This is a genomic window from Paenibacillus sp. lzh-N1 (genome assembly GCF_002872435.1).
Taxonomy (GTDB): domain Bacteria; phylum Bacillota; class Bacilli; order Paenibacillales; family Paenibacillaceae; genus Paenibacillus; species Paenibacillus polymyxa_C.
Genome location: NZ_CP025696.1, coordinates 3,026,320 through 3,041,584, shown reverse-complemented (window position 1 = coordinate 3,041,584; position 15,265 = coordinate 3,026,320). Strand labels below are relative to the sequence as shown.

9 protein-coding genes and 2 riboswitches are annotated in these 15,265 nt (G+C 44.0%); of the genes, 5 read left to right on the top strand and 4 right to left on the bottom strand.

The genetic code is table 11. The features are described 5' to 3' along the window. Positions 1–5: 5 nt before the first annotated feature. Complete coding sequence (locus tag C0638_RS13855) at positions 6–1,424, bottom strand: alanine/glycine:cation symporter family protein (RefSeq protein ID WP_016324662.1); 1,419 nt, start codon at positions 1,422–1,424, stop codon at positions 6–8. A gap of 146 nt (positions 1,425–1,570) precedes the next feature. Next, positions 1,571–1,666: riboswitch (glycine riboswitch) on the bottom strand. A gap of 11 nt (positions 1,667–1,677) precedes the next feature. After that, positions 1,678–1,762: riboswitch (glycine riboswitch) on the bottom strand. Between the two features lie 164 nt (positions 1,763–1,926). Next, positions 1,927–3,384 carry a glycoside hydrolase family 1 protein gene (locus C0638_RS13850; protein WP_013372717.1) on the bottom strand — a complete coding sequence of 486 codons (1,458 nt, stop codon included), beginning with the start codon at positions 3,382–3,384 and terminating at the stop codon, positions 1,927–1,929. Positions 3,385–3,593: 209 nt separating this feature from the next. On the opposite strand from C0638_RS13850, the gene C0638_RS13845 reads away from it, so the two are divergent. The 4 genes from C0638_RS13845 (at position 3,594) to C0638_RS13830 (ending at position 8,380) form a co-directional block, all read left to right on the top strand. Beyond that, complete coding sequence (locus C0638_RS13845; protein ID WP_040103040.1) at positions 3,594–4,565, top strand: LacI family DNA-binding transcriptional regulator; 972 nt, start codon at positions 3,594–3,596, stop codon at positions 4,563–4,565. A gap of 234 nt (positions 4,566–4,799) precedes the next feature. After that, on the top strand, positions 4,800–5,648 hold the full coding sequence (gene licT / locus C0638_RS13840; protein WP_016818607.1) for a BglG family transcription antiterminator LicT: 849 nt from the start codon (positions 4,800–4,802) through the stop codon (positions 5,646–5,648). 225 nt (positions 5,649–5,873) lie between these two features. Further along, the gene (locus C0638_RS13835) at positions 5,874–7,730 is read left to right on the top strand and encodes a beta-glucoside-specific PTS transporter subunit IIABC (RefSeq protein ID WP_058710766.1); all 1,857 of its coding nucleotides are present in this window, start codon (positions 5,874–5,876) and stop codon (positions 7,728–7,730) included. A 134-nt stretch (positions 7,731–7,864) separates the two neighbouring features. Then, positions 7,865–8,380: a thioredoxin family protein gene (locus tag C0638_RS13830; protein ID WP_040103038.1), complete on the top strand. Its 516-nt coding sequence runs from the start codon at positions 7,865–7,867 to the stop codon at positions 8,378–8,380. Between the two features lie 194 nt (positions 8,381–8,574). Here C0638_RS13830 and C0638_RS13825 read toward each other — a convergent pair whose 3' ends face one another. Continuing rightward, a complete protein-coding gene (locus C0638_RS13825; protein ID WP_058710794.1) occupies positions 8,575–9,930 on the bottom strand; it encodes a sugar phosphate nucleotidyltransferase in 1,356 nt (451 codons plus the stop codon). 161 nt (positions 9,931–10,091) lie between these two features. On the opposite strand from C0638_RS13825, the gene C0638_RS13820 reads away from it, so the two are divergent. After that, positions 10,092–10,787, top strand: coding sequence for a response regulator transcription factor (locus tag C0638_RS13820; RefSeq protein ID WP_013372723.1), 696 nt, complete (start codon positions 10,092–10,094; stop codon positions 10,785–10,787). Positions 10,788–10,828: 41 nt separating this feature from the next. On the opposite strand, the gene C0638_RS13815 is transcribed toward C0638_RS13820, so the two are convergent. Continuing rightward, a complete protein-coding gene (locus C0638_RS13815; RefSeq protein ID WP_058710765.1) occupies positions 10,829–15,256 on the bottom strand; it encodes a hypothetical protein in 4,428 nt (1,475 codons plus the stop codon). Positions 15,257–15,265 lie beyond the last annotated feature (9 nt).

Here is a 15,265-nt window from a genome sequence, read left to right as displayed (position 1 = left end):
ATTATTTATGAATTGATCGTTTGTCCTTTTTCTTCTACTTGGATAGCCGCCCCTACATTGGCACCTGCAAGAATGCCCTTTTTCTTATTAGGATACAAAGAGTTCATATAGGTGCGAGTTTCGGCAACGACAATTCCCGACAAGCCGAGCAATGCAATCAGGTTCGGAAAAGCCATCATTGCGTTAAAAATATCTGCCAGCAGCCAGATGGCATCGAGCTTGATGAACGCGCCTCCGGCAACCAGTATGATGAACAGATAACGGTATGGTTTAATCCACTTGACCCCAAGCAAATATTCAACACAGCGTTCCCCGTAGTAGTTCCAGCCAAGTATCGTTGTGAACGCAAATAAAATAAGGCTAATCGTCACGAGCTCTGCTCCAGCCGGAAAGGCACTGGAAAACGCATGTTGAGTCATCAGACCTCCATCATCATTTCCACTCCATATTCCCGTAACCAGCAATGTAAATCCTGTCAAATTACAAATAATCATCGTATCGATAAAAACGCCCGTCATGGATATTAGTCCTTGTTCTGCGGGCCATTTCGTCTTAGCTGCTGCTGCTGCGATTGGCGCACTTCCCAAACCAGCTTCATTTGCAAAGATCCCTCTGGCAACTCCGCTTCGCATTGCCAGCATAATCGTGGCTCCGGCAAAACCACCCGTCGCAGATGTTGTCGAGAAAGCCCCTTGTAATACTAGCGCGATCGCATGAGGAAGCTCTCCTGCAAACTTAATGAGTACGATTAAACAAACCACGATATAGAGCCCCGACATGAATGGAACAATCTTTGTGGATACCTTGGCGATACTTTTGAGTCCTCCAATCGTAACAACAGCCGTCAACACGGAAATAATGATTGCTGTAACTACTGTTGGCACGCCAAAGCTACTCTCCGTAGAAGAAACGATAGCCTTTACTTGCGGAAAAGTACCGATTCCAAATAGTGCTACAAGAATACCAGAAAAGGCAAACAACATCGCCAGCGGCTTGAAACGGCGGCCAAGCCCGTTTTCAATATAATACATCGGTCCACCCGAAAATTGTCCGTTCCGGTCTTTAACACGGTATTTAACGGATAATAACCCTTCCGCATATTTGGTTGCCATCCCGAAAAAAGCTGCAACCAGCATCCAGAATAATGAACCGGGCCCACCCAGTTTGATCGCTGTTGCGACACCGACGATACTTCCCGTACCTACAGTAGCTGCGAGTGCCGTACTCAATGCTCCAAAGCTACTGACATCCCCGCTGCCTTCGTCCGGCGCTTTACCAATTAGCTTGAGCGCTAAGGGCAATCGAATAATCTGAAGCATCTTCAGACGGATCGTTAGCCACAACCCAGTGCCCATGACGAGAATTAGAAGCGGCGCTCCCCACATCCAACTGTCAATTGTTTCTAATAAATGTACCAAATTCATTTCAACCCGCTCCTCCAGCATATTAAAAAACAAAAAAGAGTCAAATCCGTTGATTCGACTCCTGGAGAGGTTAAAGGCACGAAAAATAAACCAATTTGTACAGGATTTTATCTCTAAAAAGCCTAGAGTATTCCCTGTCACAGGTTATTCGCGTCTCTGTCCTTTTGCCTGAGAGTTTAAGCAGATGATAATCTGCGGTGCACCTTCGGCGCCCAATTAAGGGTCTCTCCAGAGTTCTGTCCGTTTACGGTCCCTGCTTGTTGCTGTAAATCAGCTTAAGCACCTGAGAGTTTTGCCCCTTCGGTCGGAACTTTCGTTCCATCTCCCGCAAACATCAACCAGACATATGAAATTTTTATTTATTATACAGAAAACTTTCAGCGTATTACAAGTGAAAAATTTGTGAAGCCCTCTGACAAATCAATAGGGTGTCTATACAAAAAGCGGGTACAGCAGATTGCATCCTAATTTTCTCTGCTGTACCCGCCAAAACGATATAGAATTACAATTCTTCGCCATTGGTTGCTATCACATTTTTATACCAGTTAAATGAGTCCTTTTTGGAGCGTTGGAGCGTTCCGTTACCGTCATCATCCAAATCAACGTAAATAAATCCGTAGCGCTTGGACATTTCGGAAGTAGACATGCTCACAAGGTCGATAGGACCCCAGCTGGTGTAACCAATCAGATCAACACCGTCAGCAATGGCTTCCTTCATTTGGGCAATATGCTGACGCAAGTAATCAATGCGATACGTGTCATGCACAGAGCCGTCCTCTTCTACCTTATCGTACGCACCCAGGCCATTTTCCACGATGAACAGCGGCTTTTGGTAACGGTCATAAAACGTATTTAGTGTAACACGCAGGCCGATCGGATCAATCTGCCATCCCCAATCGGAGGACTGCAAATACGGATTTTTCACACCGCCAATCAGGTTCCCTGCTGCCTTTTCTCCTTCTGGACCTGCCGATACGGTCAAGGTCATGTAGTAGCTAAATGAGATAAAATCAACCGTATTATTTTTCAAAATTTCAGCATCGCCGGGTTCTGTCTGGATCACAATATTATTTTCTTCAAAATAGCGGTTCATATAGTTGGGATACTCCCCACGAGCATGCACATCCGTAAAGAACAGATTCATTTGATTTTCATGCTGTGCTTTCAGAATATCCTCTGGGTTACACGTATGCGGGTAGCTTTCAATGCGAGCCAGCATACAGCCGATCTGAGCACCCGGAATGATCTCATGTCCCCGTTTGGTCGCCAGTGCACTTGCTACAAATTGATGGTGCAATGCTTGATATATCGCTTGTTGCTTGTTTTCTACACGGTCAATAACCACACCGCCGCCAGTAAACGGACTCATAGTCATGACATTGATTTCGTTAAAGGTCAGCCAGTATTTTACTTTATCCTTATAGCGTGTAAATACTGTTTCGGCATATTTTACGTAATGATCTACGACTTCGCGTCCCAACCAGCCATTATACTTCTGTGTCAGACCTAGCGGTGTTTCATAATGTGACAATGTTACCAACGGCTCAATACCATACTTGCGCAGCTCATCGAATACATTGTCGTAAAATTGCAATCCTGCTTCATTCGGCTCGGCATCATATCCATTCGGGAAAATCCGCGACCAGTGGATGGACATCCGGAATACTTTAAAGCCCATTTCTGCAAACAAAGCAATATCTTCTTTGTAGCGGTGGTAGAAGTCCACTCCTTCACGCTTTGGAAAACGGGCGTTTACCTTCCCTGCCAAGATGTCCTCCAGTCGTTCAGACGAAATTTCTATAGCATGATCGTTTTTACGTTCTGCCTTAGGTACATAGGCTATCATGTCTGCGCTGGACAGGCCTTTTCCATCTACGTCAAAAGCACCTTCCAATTGGTTGGCTGCAGTTGCCCCGCCCCATAGGAAGTTTTGCGGGAATCCTTTTAGCGTCTTCGTCATGGTATGAAAACCTCTTTTCTTATCTAATGTTTTCACTCTAGTCAATAACCCATCAGGTGCTGCAATGCGAATCAATAACTAACGGTGACCGTTATCCTTTGAAATGCACCGATAGATGCTTTAAAATAGACGTAATGCCCTCATAAGCATCCTAATTGTTGTAACGCGTTTCATGTCAAGTATTTTTTTCTTAGGTGAGGAGAAGCATCATGTCGAATCTTGATCAAATTGCAAAACTGGCGGGCTTTTCCAAAGCTACGGTATCCAGAGTGTTAAATCAGTCCCCCCATGTAAGCCACGAAACCAGAACTAAAATTTTAAAAATCATGCAGGAATTAGATTATGTTCCTAATCGGAATGCGATTTCTTTATCCAAGGGCCAAACGCTTCAGATTGGTATCATCACATCAACTATTAATGAAATTGTTCTGGCATTTCTGGACAGCTTTGTAGAAATCGCAGGACAATATGAATTTCAAACCATTATTTATACTTCGGGAGAAGACAAAAAGAAAGAGCTTCAAGCTTTCGAGGATTTAAAAAGAAAAAGAGTCGATGCGCTGGTCATCATTTCCTGCGTGAATGACACTGATTTTTTGAGTACTTATTGCAAATATGGACCGATCGTGGCATGGCAACGAATGGAGCATACCGATATTCGCTCCGTCGCAATGGATCAGTATGAAGGATATATGTTAGCGCTCAAACATTTGATACAAAAAGGTTATACACGTATAGCCAATGCTTTTGGTCGTCCAAGCAGCATCAATACTCACAGCAGACAACGAGCTTATGAGCAGATCATGAGTGAACACAATCTGCCAGTGTTGCAGCACTGGAACTATTCTTCTATTTATAACATTCGTGACGGCGAACAGGTTGTACGCAATTTATTACAGCATCGTGAGGAATTTCCGGAGGCTATTTTGTGTGCTAACGATTATGTAGCAGTGGGCATTCTCTGCGAAGCGCGCAGACAATTGCTAAAGGTACCAGAAGATCTGGCGATTGTTGGGTTTGATAACACGGAGCTGGCGCACACGATGGGAATTACAACGGTTCAAAATCCCATTATGGCTCAGGCACAAAATGCTTTTTTCATGCTTTCTCCTCAGCTGATTGGACGCCAAATGGAGCTTCATTCGCTGGAGTACAGCCTCATTGAGCGTACGACCACTTAAAGTTACTGTTGACTCGCAAACTAGGCAAATGGGCCTTAATATAAAATATTTTTTGTCGAAAGAGAATAAAATATGTTGAAATCGCTTTTTTTTGTGCTACAATAGCACTATATCGAAGGATTGTGACCGGTGATGCGGGCAATGCCTGAGTTCAATTGAGTGCTATTGTTAACAATAGTATTGAATTGTGCTTGGGCATTTTTTATTGGTAAAGGATGGGAGGGGGGAACTTCAATGATTATTGAGAAGGTGCTCAATAACAACGTCCTGTTGACTAAAAACGATAAAGGCAAAGAGGTCATCGTCATGGGAAGAGGTATTTCCTTCAAAAAGGTGGCTGGCGACCAAGTCGATGATCATAAAATAGATAAGATTTTCATGTTAAATGAAAACGAGTTCACGGCCAGACTAACTGAGCTGCTGAACGATATTCCCGTGTCTCATCTGGAGGTCGTGAATGAAATCGTGACCCATGCAGCAGAAGTGCTGGATACGGAGTTAAGTGATAACATTTATTTAACATTGACCGACCATATTCATTTTGCCATACAGCGGGAAGAAAAAGGATTAGCACTCAAAAACGCGATGCTGTATGAAATTAAACGCTTTTACAAAAAAGAATTTGCAGTTGGACTGGATGCTCTGCAAAAAATAGAAAATACGCTCGGTGTAAAATTGGGCGAAGACGAAGCGGGATTTATTGCATTGCATATGGTGAATGCACGGATAGACGGTAACGAGATGAAGGCTACACTGAAAATGACCGAGATTGTCCAACACATATTGAACATTATTACGTATCATTATGGGATTGTGCTGGATGAGTCTTCTTTTAGCTATTCGAGATTTTTGACCCATTTGCAATATTTTGCAATGCGAGTGATTCGCAAAGAGGTTATTCACAGTGGTGAAGAATTTTTGTACAACCAGGTAAAGCAAACATATACCGAAGCTTTCGCTTGTGCCCAAAAAATTAATGAATATCTAGAAAAAACATATGATCAATATTTAAGCAAAGATGAATATGTATATCTAACGATTCACATTCATCGGGTAACTGAGCGTAATAACATATCAGGCTAAAAATTTCATATCCTCATCGTTCATGGATTGTGACTGGTAAGGCAGGCAAAACCTAAACTGATGGTGAAATCAACGTTCCCTCATAGAAGGAGTGCGTCGTTTTCACCACGAGTTTAGGTTTTTCTTGTTTACAAGGTTATAAAGATGCACGCCGGCGCATCTTAGCAACAGCTGTAAACGGTAAATCCTATCAGTAGCAAGAATAACACTTAAGGAGTTCTGAACATGAGTGATAAAGAGCTATCCAAAAAAATAGTGACTCTCGTTGGCGGCGAAGAGAATGTCAATTCGGTATTTCATTGCGCTACACGCTTGAGATTTAAATTAAAGGATCGCACAAAAGCGGACAAAGCTGCACTGGAAGCTACGCCTGGTGTCATTACAGTGGTGGAAAGCAGCGGACAGTTCCAAGTGGTCATCGGTAACAATGTAGGCCAAGTCTTTGAGCATATGATGGCAGAAACAAATCTGCAGGATGCGGATAATCCAAATGCGAAAAAAGAAGAATCTTCCGAAAAAACGAATTTTCTCGGCAAAGCGGTCGATATCATTTCCAGCATTTTCTCTCCTCTCTTGGGTGCTCTTGCCGGAGCAGGTTTGCTCAAAGGGATTATGGCCTTAATTGCGTCGCTTCATTGGATTGATACTGCAAGCGGTACGTATCTCATTCTGAACGCCGCTTCGGACAGCGTATTTTATTTCTTGCCTATATTTCTAGCTATTACATCGTCCCGTAAATTTAAGACCAATGCCTTTGTATCAGTCGCAGTTGCTGGAGCACTCGTGTACCCGGATGTTATTGCAGCGGTGGACAATCCGGCAAAACTGGCTTTTCTCGGGATTCCAATCATTCTGATAAAATACAGTTCCAGTGTAATCCCAATTATTCTCGCGGTATGGGTACAATCCTATGTGGAACGCTGGTTTAATTCCTTTGTTCATCAATCAGTTAAAAACATTATCGTACCTATGCTATCACTGCTGGCCGTTGTTCCATTGACGTTTTTGGCCTTTGGTCCAGTCGGTAACCTGATCAGTCAAGGCTTGGCGAACGGTTTTACATGGGTATACAATTTAAGCCCATTGATCGCCGGGGCTGTTGCCGGGGCATTCTGGCAAGTATTTGTTATTTTCGGCGTACACTGGGGCTTCGTTCCTATTATGCTGTCCAATATTCAAACATTGGGTTATGACACGATGCTTCCAATGCTTACAGCAGCCGTACTTTCTCAAGCTGGTGCAACACTGGGGGTATTCCTGAAATCACGAAATACTCAAATGAAGGCTTTGGCTGGTTCCTCTACACTGGCAGCTGTATTCGGGATTACTGAACCTACGATTTATGGTGTAACTTTGAAATTGAAAAAGCCGTTCATTTATGCTTGTATTTCTGGTGGTATTGGGGGCGCGATTATCGCTTCCGGTGGAGCGACTGCAAAATCCTTCTCCCTGCCTAGTTTACTGGCGCTTCCAACATATTTTGGAGCTGGATTCTTGTGGGTTGTCCTCGGCTTACTTGTTGCCTTTGTACTCGCAGTTGTATTGGTTATGATTTTGGGCTTTGATGATCCAAAAGAAGAAGCTGCAAAAACAGAAACAGCACCCGTAAAAAAAGAAGTAACAATCGAAAAGGAAATCCTCGTAAGTCCGTTGCAAGGTAAAGTGCTGCCATTGGAACAATCTTCTGATGTTGCTTTTGCTTCAGGCGCTATGGGGAAAGGAATCTTGATCGATCCTACAGAGGGTGTGCTGACATCTCCGGTTAACGGAACGATTACGACCGTATTCCCGACCGGACATGCCATCGGTATTACTTCCAATGATGGAGCAGAAATTCTGATTCACGTTGGTGTTAATACGGTGAAGCTGAAAGGACAATTCTTTGACAAGCGCGTCAAAGAGGGTGATGTGGTTAAGCAAGGGCAGTTGTTGCTTGAATTTGATATCGAACAAATTAAGGCGGCAGGCTATACAACGACTACGCCGATCATCGTAACCAATTCCGCTCAATACCTGGATGTACTGAACACCATGGAAACTGAAGTGAAACGTGAGGATTACTTATTGACTGTTGTAGTCTAACGTTTAACTTTCAGACTAAAAGAAGCTTTCCTAATGGAAAGCTTCTTTTTTATACATCATGAGACAAGTGTTACAGCGAAAAATGGAAATATCATATATTGTAAGTTTGAGATTGTAAAAAAAGGAGGATTTCTGTGAAAAAAGGATATATCGCCGGGTTAAGTGTCATTGTGTTGCTTATCATTGGTATCGCTATTTCAGCTGTAGTTAAATTTCAAGACCTAGAGCAGGTAGTTCAGCAGAAAGATAAAGAGATCCAAGCGAGCAAAAGCAATTACCCCGAAATATATGACCACTTGAATGCGGTTACAATTGATGGTTTTAAACAATTCATTCAGCAGGATCAAAGTGTATTTGTTTATGTTGGCAGACCCAGTTGTGGCGACTGCAACCGATTTGAGCCTAACTTTAACAAGATGATCGAACAGTATGATCTGGGCTCCAAAATTACGTTTTTGAACGTTCACAAAATTCATAAGGACAAAGCCCAATGGAATAAATTCAAAGCAGATTACAACGTAAAATACACCCCCACAATTGCAGAATTCAGAAACGGCAAGCTGGTGGATAAAATAGAATGGACGCCGAAAAGAGACCTCAGTACAGATGCCGTAAAAGAGTGGCTAACCTCCAAAAAACTCATTTTATAAGCCTCTTTCCTATCCAATTCATTAAGAACAATACGAGTTGTTCATGCAAAAAGGTATTCAAGCGAAAAACGCATGAATACCTTTTTATTGAGAATTCCTAGTCATCAAGCTTGGCTAAAAAATAGTTCCTAGCTCTCTTCACTGGCTTCGTACGCACCTCGTTTTTACCCATTCGTTCCTATATTCTGGGCCCCTTATACAACACGAGCATCCACCGAATCGGGAAATTCATATCGGATAATATCTGTTTCGGATACGATATGTCCGATCTGTGACTCAATGAATTCCAAATCTCCCTCTACGGCTCCTATAAAATGCTTGGTACCAGGTTCTACAACGATGACCATACCGGGGCTGGCGGTCTGTGTCATCCCATTGATACAGACGCTTCCGGTTCCTGAAACGATGGTCCAAACCTCTTTTCGAAACTGATGCTCATGATAGCTGATAAATCTCCCCTTCGAAATGACAACCCGTTTGGTGACCGTTTGTAACCCGCTTGCTGCTTGTTGATGGGATAAGACCGTTTGCTTACCCCAAAAGCGCTCCTCAAAACGCGGCCCAATTTCAATTTCTGCCACCATATCCTTAATTCCTGTTGATGATTGTCGATCCGTAACCAGCACGCCATCCGGCCCAGCAACAACAATAATGTCTGGGACATTCCAAATGCTAACCGGAATCTCCAGTTCATTGATGATATGCGAATCATGTGATGCTTCTGAAATATATCCGGGACCGCTCAGCTTTGAACTCACTTCCCGCACCAACGAATCCCATGTTCCTAAATCTCTCCATTCTCCATGATATGGGAGCACGGAGAGCTTACGAGTGTGTTCTACTACCGCAATATCAAAGCTGGTTTTAGGCAAGTCTGCGTAATTTGTCGAAAGTGTTTCATAATCGGCTGGTAAACCCATTTGCGTCAGCACATCCAATAAAAATCCGATTCTAAAAGCAAACACTCCGCAATTCCATAACGCTCCTTCACGGATCAATACTTCGGAGCGAATCAGATCAGGCTTTTCTACAAATGAACTCACTCTATAGTATTCCTGGTCAGACAAAGGAGATGAAGGCACAATATATCCATATTTGTCCGAGGGCTCAGTTGGAACAGCCCCCATCAATGCGATATGGCTTCCTGATTGCTCTAATATCGAAGGAAGCCTGCGCAGATGCTCGAAAAATTCATCCCCCGCATAGCCATCCACCGGCATGACCCCTACGATTTCGTTGCGTGATGCGCCTGCAACGTCATGCAAGTAAGCCGTAGCCAGGGAAATGGCTGGAAAGGTATCCCGCTGAGTCGGCTCCTCAATCACCACAGCATCTCCGCCAATTTGCCCCTGAATCAGTTCGATCTGAGTTCCACTCGTAGAAAAATAAGCTTGATCTGCCAAATCAGCTTCATCTAACTGTCTCCATATCCGTTGCAGCATACTTTCCGGTCGCTCGTCATGACGTAGGATGGAAAGAAACTGCTTGGGGCGGTTCACATTGGATAAGGGCCATAGTCGTTTACCCGAACCTCCGGATAATAAAATCATTCGCAAAGATGCAACCTTCTTCCTTTAAATTCATATTTTCCTTACATTATAGGACTGTTTGCTTTTCGTGCTTTTGCCGAATACATAAGTATGTAACATCGTAGAACATACATAGTTATGCAATGTTAATTGTATCTTTGTCCGTACAGGAGATGTCTGTCATGCCTACAAAAATACTCATCATTGAAGGTCAAAAAAGTTTGGCTGATATGATTGCTCTTCATCTTCAAGAGGAAGGCTATCATACCGAACTAATCTATGATTGTAAACTCGCAATTCCTACATTAATGCACTTTAAGCCGGACATTATTGTGACCGCGCTAATGTTTTCCGGTAAAGTCGAATGTGAGCTGATCAGCCACATCCGCCAATTTACTACGGTTCCTGTGCTCGTCATCTCTAATAACACCCTGCTGAACACAAGAATAAAGGCTCTAGACGACGGAGCGGATGACTTTTTATGCAAGCCCTTCAGTCTGAGAGAGTTAAACGCCCGCATCAAAGCCTTGCTGCGCCGCAGTGGCAGCAACATGCTCACTGAGACACCAACGATAACCCAAAAGCTTAAAAAGGTAAGAGTCTGGGTGAATGATTACCGTCATAGCCTGTTGGTCGATGACCAGGAAATCGAAGTTACTCACATCGAATTTTCTATTATAAAAGAGATGTCCTGCAATCCAGGGAAAGTTTTTACCCGTAGCGAATTGATGGATCGGGTCAAAGGCGGCGATGGCGCTTATCTGGATCGTACCATCGACGTACATATCTCCAGCCTCCGCAAAAAAATTGAACGTGACCCTAAAAATCCTCAGCATATCCGTACCGTTTGGGGCAGAGGCTACAAATACGAGATGTAGCCGTATAGTAACGGTCTGGTTCCCTCTGGGCAGCTTGCTTCTTATGGAAGCTTCCGCTTTGTCCATCGCCGATAAGGAAGAAAACAAGCTGCTCCACCCAATATCCCTATGACAAACAATACCCAGCCAAAACGGTAGGCTGAAGCCAGAATAATGGCAACCTTACCGTTTCCGCTGCCATTCGTTATGAATCCGGTCGTTACTCCATTCACAGACAGACGTGCTCGCTGATTTTCGCTACCCAGCCTGAACTCCCATAATGGATTGGGTGATTCTGTCTCCCGGATCAGCACCTGCTGATGTATTGGATTATATAGTGTAAAGCTGCGTTCCATGGAATTTTCACGAGTAGCCTGAATGCTTTCCGAAGCGTGTGGTGCCATAAAAAAGGTTTCCATATCCGTTCCCTCAAACAGCGTAAATTGATCCACTGTAATCATCGCTTGATAAGGGATGATGGAATATTGCCTCATTTGAAATAAGCCTGATTGCTTCTTGTGCGCATGCGCCAATATCTGAAACTGCATCAAGGCGGTTCCTGCTGGAGCCTTCACTATTTGATCATAATGATTCCATTGCTCCTTATCTCTCTCCTCTACCTCATCAATATAGGAGGTTTGAAGAATCTGGGACGCTTTATTTAAGAAAATGACCTTCATGTGCCGACTTCCAATTTGTTCTGATCGTGCATCCAACTGCACCACGTACTCTTGCAGCGGCTCTGCCTTCATTTTTTTGGACGCATAAATATTCCAGTCACAGGAATAGCTGGGTGCGTAACGGATAGACAGTTCTTTATCCTGGATGGACAGATTCGTCTGTCCAGGCCGAATATCTGCTACACATCCAACATCCGTGCTCAATGATTCCTTCGTGTCCTGCCCAGGCATTACCGTCACTTCCTGCCCGTCCATTCGATGAATATCTGTAAAATGGCTCAATGACGGCACCTGACTGTCCAGGGCAAGGGTTAAGCGATATTTTCCCTTGGTTAAGAATAAATTTTTGAACTCTACTCGGCCATAGTCGTTCAGCAGACCGGGAATTTGTATAATTTTCTTGGCAAAACCATCCTGATTGGGCACCGTTTCAATAACCTGCTTTTCGGATAATGAGGTAGCGGGTAACCGCTTATATGACTCACCCGTACGAATTGTTCTGGTCAGCACCTCTCCAGTCTCTTCATTCTTCCATTTCATTGTTAATGATCCTTTGTATCCGGCAGGTAGATTAGCCGAAATTGCTGTGGCATAGGTTCCCGTTTTGGCGACTTCCACCTCTCTGCTTAACGTCCCTTTTTGGTAACTGATTCCCCGTCCCATACTAAGTCTTGGTAACGCACGTTCCGTCTGCACATTCCCTTGGGCATTAAAATCGCTCTCTGCCTCCAAGGTGAAAAAGAGCTTGCCCCGCTTCAATGCCTGCTCCACCGGAAAGGATAACCGATCTAGTTGATCCACAGGAACAATCGCAAATTGATTGACCGCATTAAAGCCTTGCAGGTTATTAACCGTGACTGGGTTATCTCCTTTTGCAAAAACATGTTCTCCCAGATCGACCCATTGGAATTGGTTTAATCCCTCATCATGGGTCTTGATGTTAGTCACTCCATCCGGCAGTGTGACTTGCAATTTCCCGCCTGCCTTATTCATGAACACTCTAGCATATACATGCGAGGTTTGAGGCTGGTCCATCTTTTTATGCATCGTAAACGTGTTAGGCTTACTGTATTGCCCCAAATCACGCAGCTGAATATCGTGAATCCACCAGTAATTTTTTTGCTGCGGACGCTGGAGGGTTAACAAATCCATTCGCATCCAATAGCTACCAGGTGGTGAAACGTATTCCCCGTAAAATTTTACACTGTCAAAATTATAGCCCTCTGAAGGTGCCACAACATAGCTGACCCCCAGCTCACGCATTTGCTTATCATAAAACCTCATTTTTACATGCATTTTGTTCGTCCCACGGCCAGAAACGGTGATGTGGAACTGATATGGATTATTTTCCTTGGCTTCTAGCAATCCAGATCTGGCGACCTGCCATATATTACTCGGATCTCCCTTCATAATCTCGCCATGCAGAGTCGGCACATCGTTTGATTCCTCTCGGGGGTTAGCCTGCACACTGAACAACTGCGGATTATCAGGCTTGAAAAAGGTTTCCGTTCTCAGCATAGAGTCAAAATCCAGCACCGTATTCCCTTCAATGCTGCTCATCTGATACGGTGCTACATCCAGCTTCTTACTGGCAAAGGTGACTGCAATCCCTGCATCCATCTCCATATCAAACGGGAAGTTCCGTATATTTTGGGAGGATAAATACCACAACCAATCGTTGGTTGATGCAAAAGTTTTGGACCATTTCAAAAAAGCATTGCCATCCTCAATCGCATCAAAAGGCCGCAAGTAATTCTCTGCCGGGAGCTGTGACAACAGCAAGTCATTGAAGGAGACTGCCTCCACATAATCCCCCTTGTTGACCGTCTGAATGGTGTTTAGCTCAGGCTTCAACGCGCTGAACAGCACTCCAAAACGGCTGAAATCAAAACCAGGCAAATGACTATAGCTCTCCAGCCGGCTAAATCCGTAAGGTGTCACAATTTTACTTGCAAGGATATTCATATAGGGCGGTGCCTGATCAAGATTGAATATGGAAAATAAGTCGTTCTTATACGTACGTTTCAACCCGGTCTGACCTTCCAGCTGAGACAGGTGGAAATCCTGCCGCTTCTCCTGTCCCTCATATTCGTCATGGTAGACCAACTGGTTGACCCCAAAAGTAGAGAATAGCCAGCCTAATCGCGAGCTTAATCCGTTGTCCATAACATACTGCAGAAAATTCATATAGTATGTAATACCGGGATCATTGCCTTCATGATGAAAGATCGTATTTTTAGGAGAAGAGTATACCTGAAAATCTCCAGTCGCCTTCTCGGTTGCCGTCTTTCCTTTATTCCATTTGGGCGTCGCTACTCCGTTATAGCTTTGAATCATATTATCAGCAATTGGAAAATACAGTGCCTTGCTGTCAAAACGATCTGAGTCAGTCAGCTTTTCAGCCATTTGACTATAATCCTCCGGCACTTGTACCGGCTTGTAATACCCCTCAATGAACTGCGTACGCAAGGGAGCCAAATACACGCCCAGGCACAAAACGACGATAACAACCGCCAGCTTTTTATACCCACGCTGTAGCGGTGATGATCCAAACCATTCCATACATTGAATGACGCCAAAGGTCAGCAACACTCCGAAATTAAGGGAGAGCAGTCCAATAAATTTGTTAGGATCACGGAAAACCGAACCAATCACAGGGGTTTTCGTAACCAGAATGACAAACCACTTGGCAATGGACGGAAATGTCGTTCCAGTCGCTGCAACCATAAATAACAGCGTAAGGAGCGAGAAGATCAGAATGATCGGATTTTTATGTGAACGTGTCACCATCGCGTACCCGATCAATAGCAACAAGAATCCCCCACCTACATAAAACATCGCAGGCAGCGAGGAAAACGAGAACATGGGCCACCAATAGCTCAGTAAATAACCCACATTATATAAACTGCTGTTACGGCTGAATAGAGACAACGTATCCACGACGTTGATATTATGCTGAGACGCTTGAGCGTCCATCAACATGCTGCCTACATACAGGGACAACCAATAAAAACTGAGCAGACCGAAAAACACGCCAAAAATCATACCTTTACGCAAAAAATTACCGTATAAGGGCTGTAAATAGGCGCGCCCTGCCTTACGATGGGTCCAGGTCAGTTTGAGCAGGAGCAACATGGTGAACAATCCCAAATAAATCATCCCAAAGAAAAAATAATGAATGGCCGCAGCACTCACGGTGAATACTGCAGCCAGCAGGAACAGGTCAATCCAGTTCCGCTGATACAATTTATGGGGATGATAGTTTTTAATTTGTTGAATTTGAAACTTGGGGTCCACCGCACTGAAAAAAAATCGCAGCATTAACGGAAACAAACTATAGCCACAAAGCAAATAAATATGCTGGATGCGAAAAATAACCCACGGATTCAGTGCATAAAACAACGAACCCACCACAATGGCAAAAATACGGGTTTTCGTAAAGCTTGGTGAATAATACACGCTGACCAGTCGCTTGGCAAAGGCATACATCGAAAAAGCCGAAACAAATAACAAGCCTGTGATAAACGACTTGAGCAAAACCGGACCGCTTTCGTCAAATAATAATGAAAGTTCATAGAAAGGCAAGATGTACAGAATGCGTGGAGCATTGAACAGAGTCGAGGTAGACCATCGTTCGTTCCATACCCCGGTTATTTCCTCCAGATACCGATGAGAGGTGGCTCCAAAGGCAATGTCACTGAACACGATTTGGCCTGGTCCATAGATGGGGGCAAGATACGCAACGATCGCAACCAGCATCCATATGATTGCCGCCATATCGTAGCGATAGCGAAATATCCACTTTTTCATGCTTGTCCC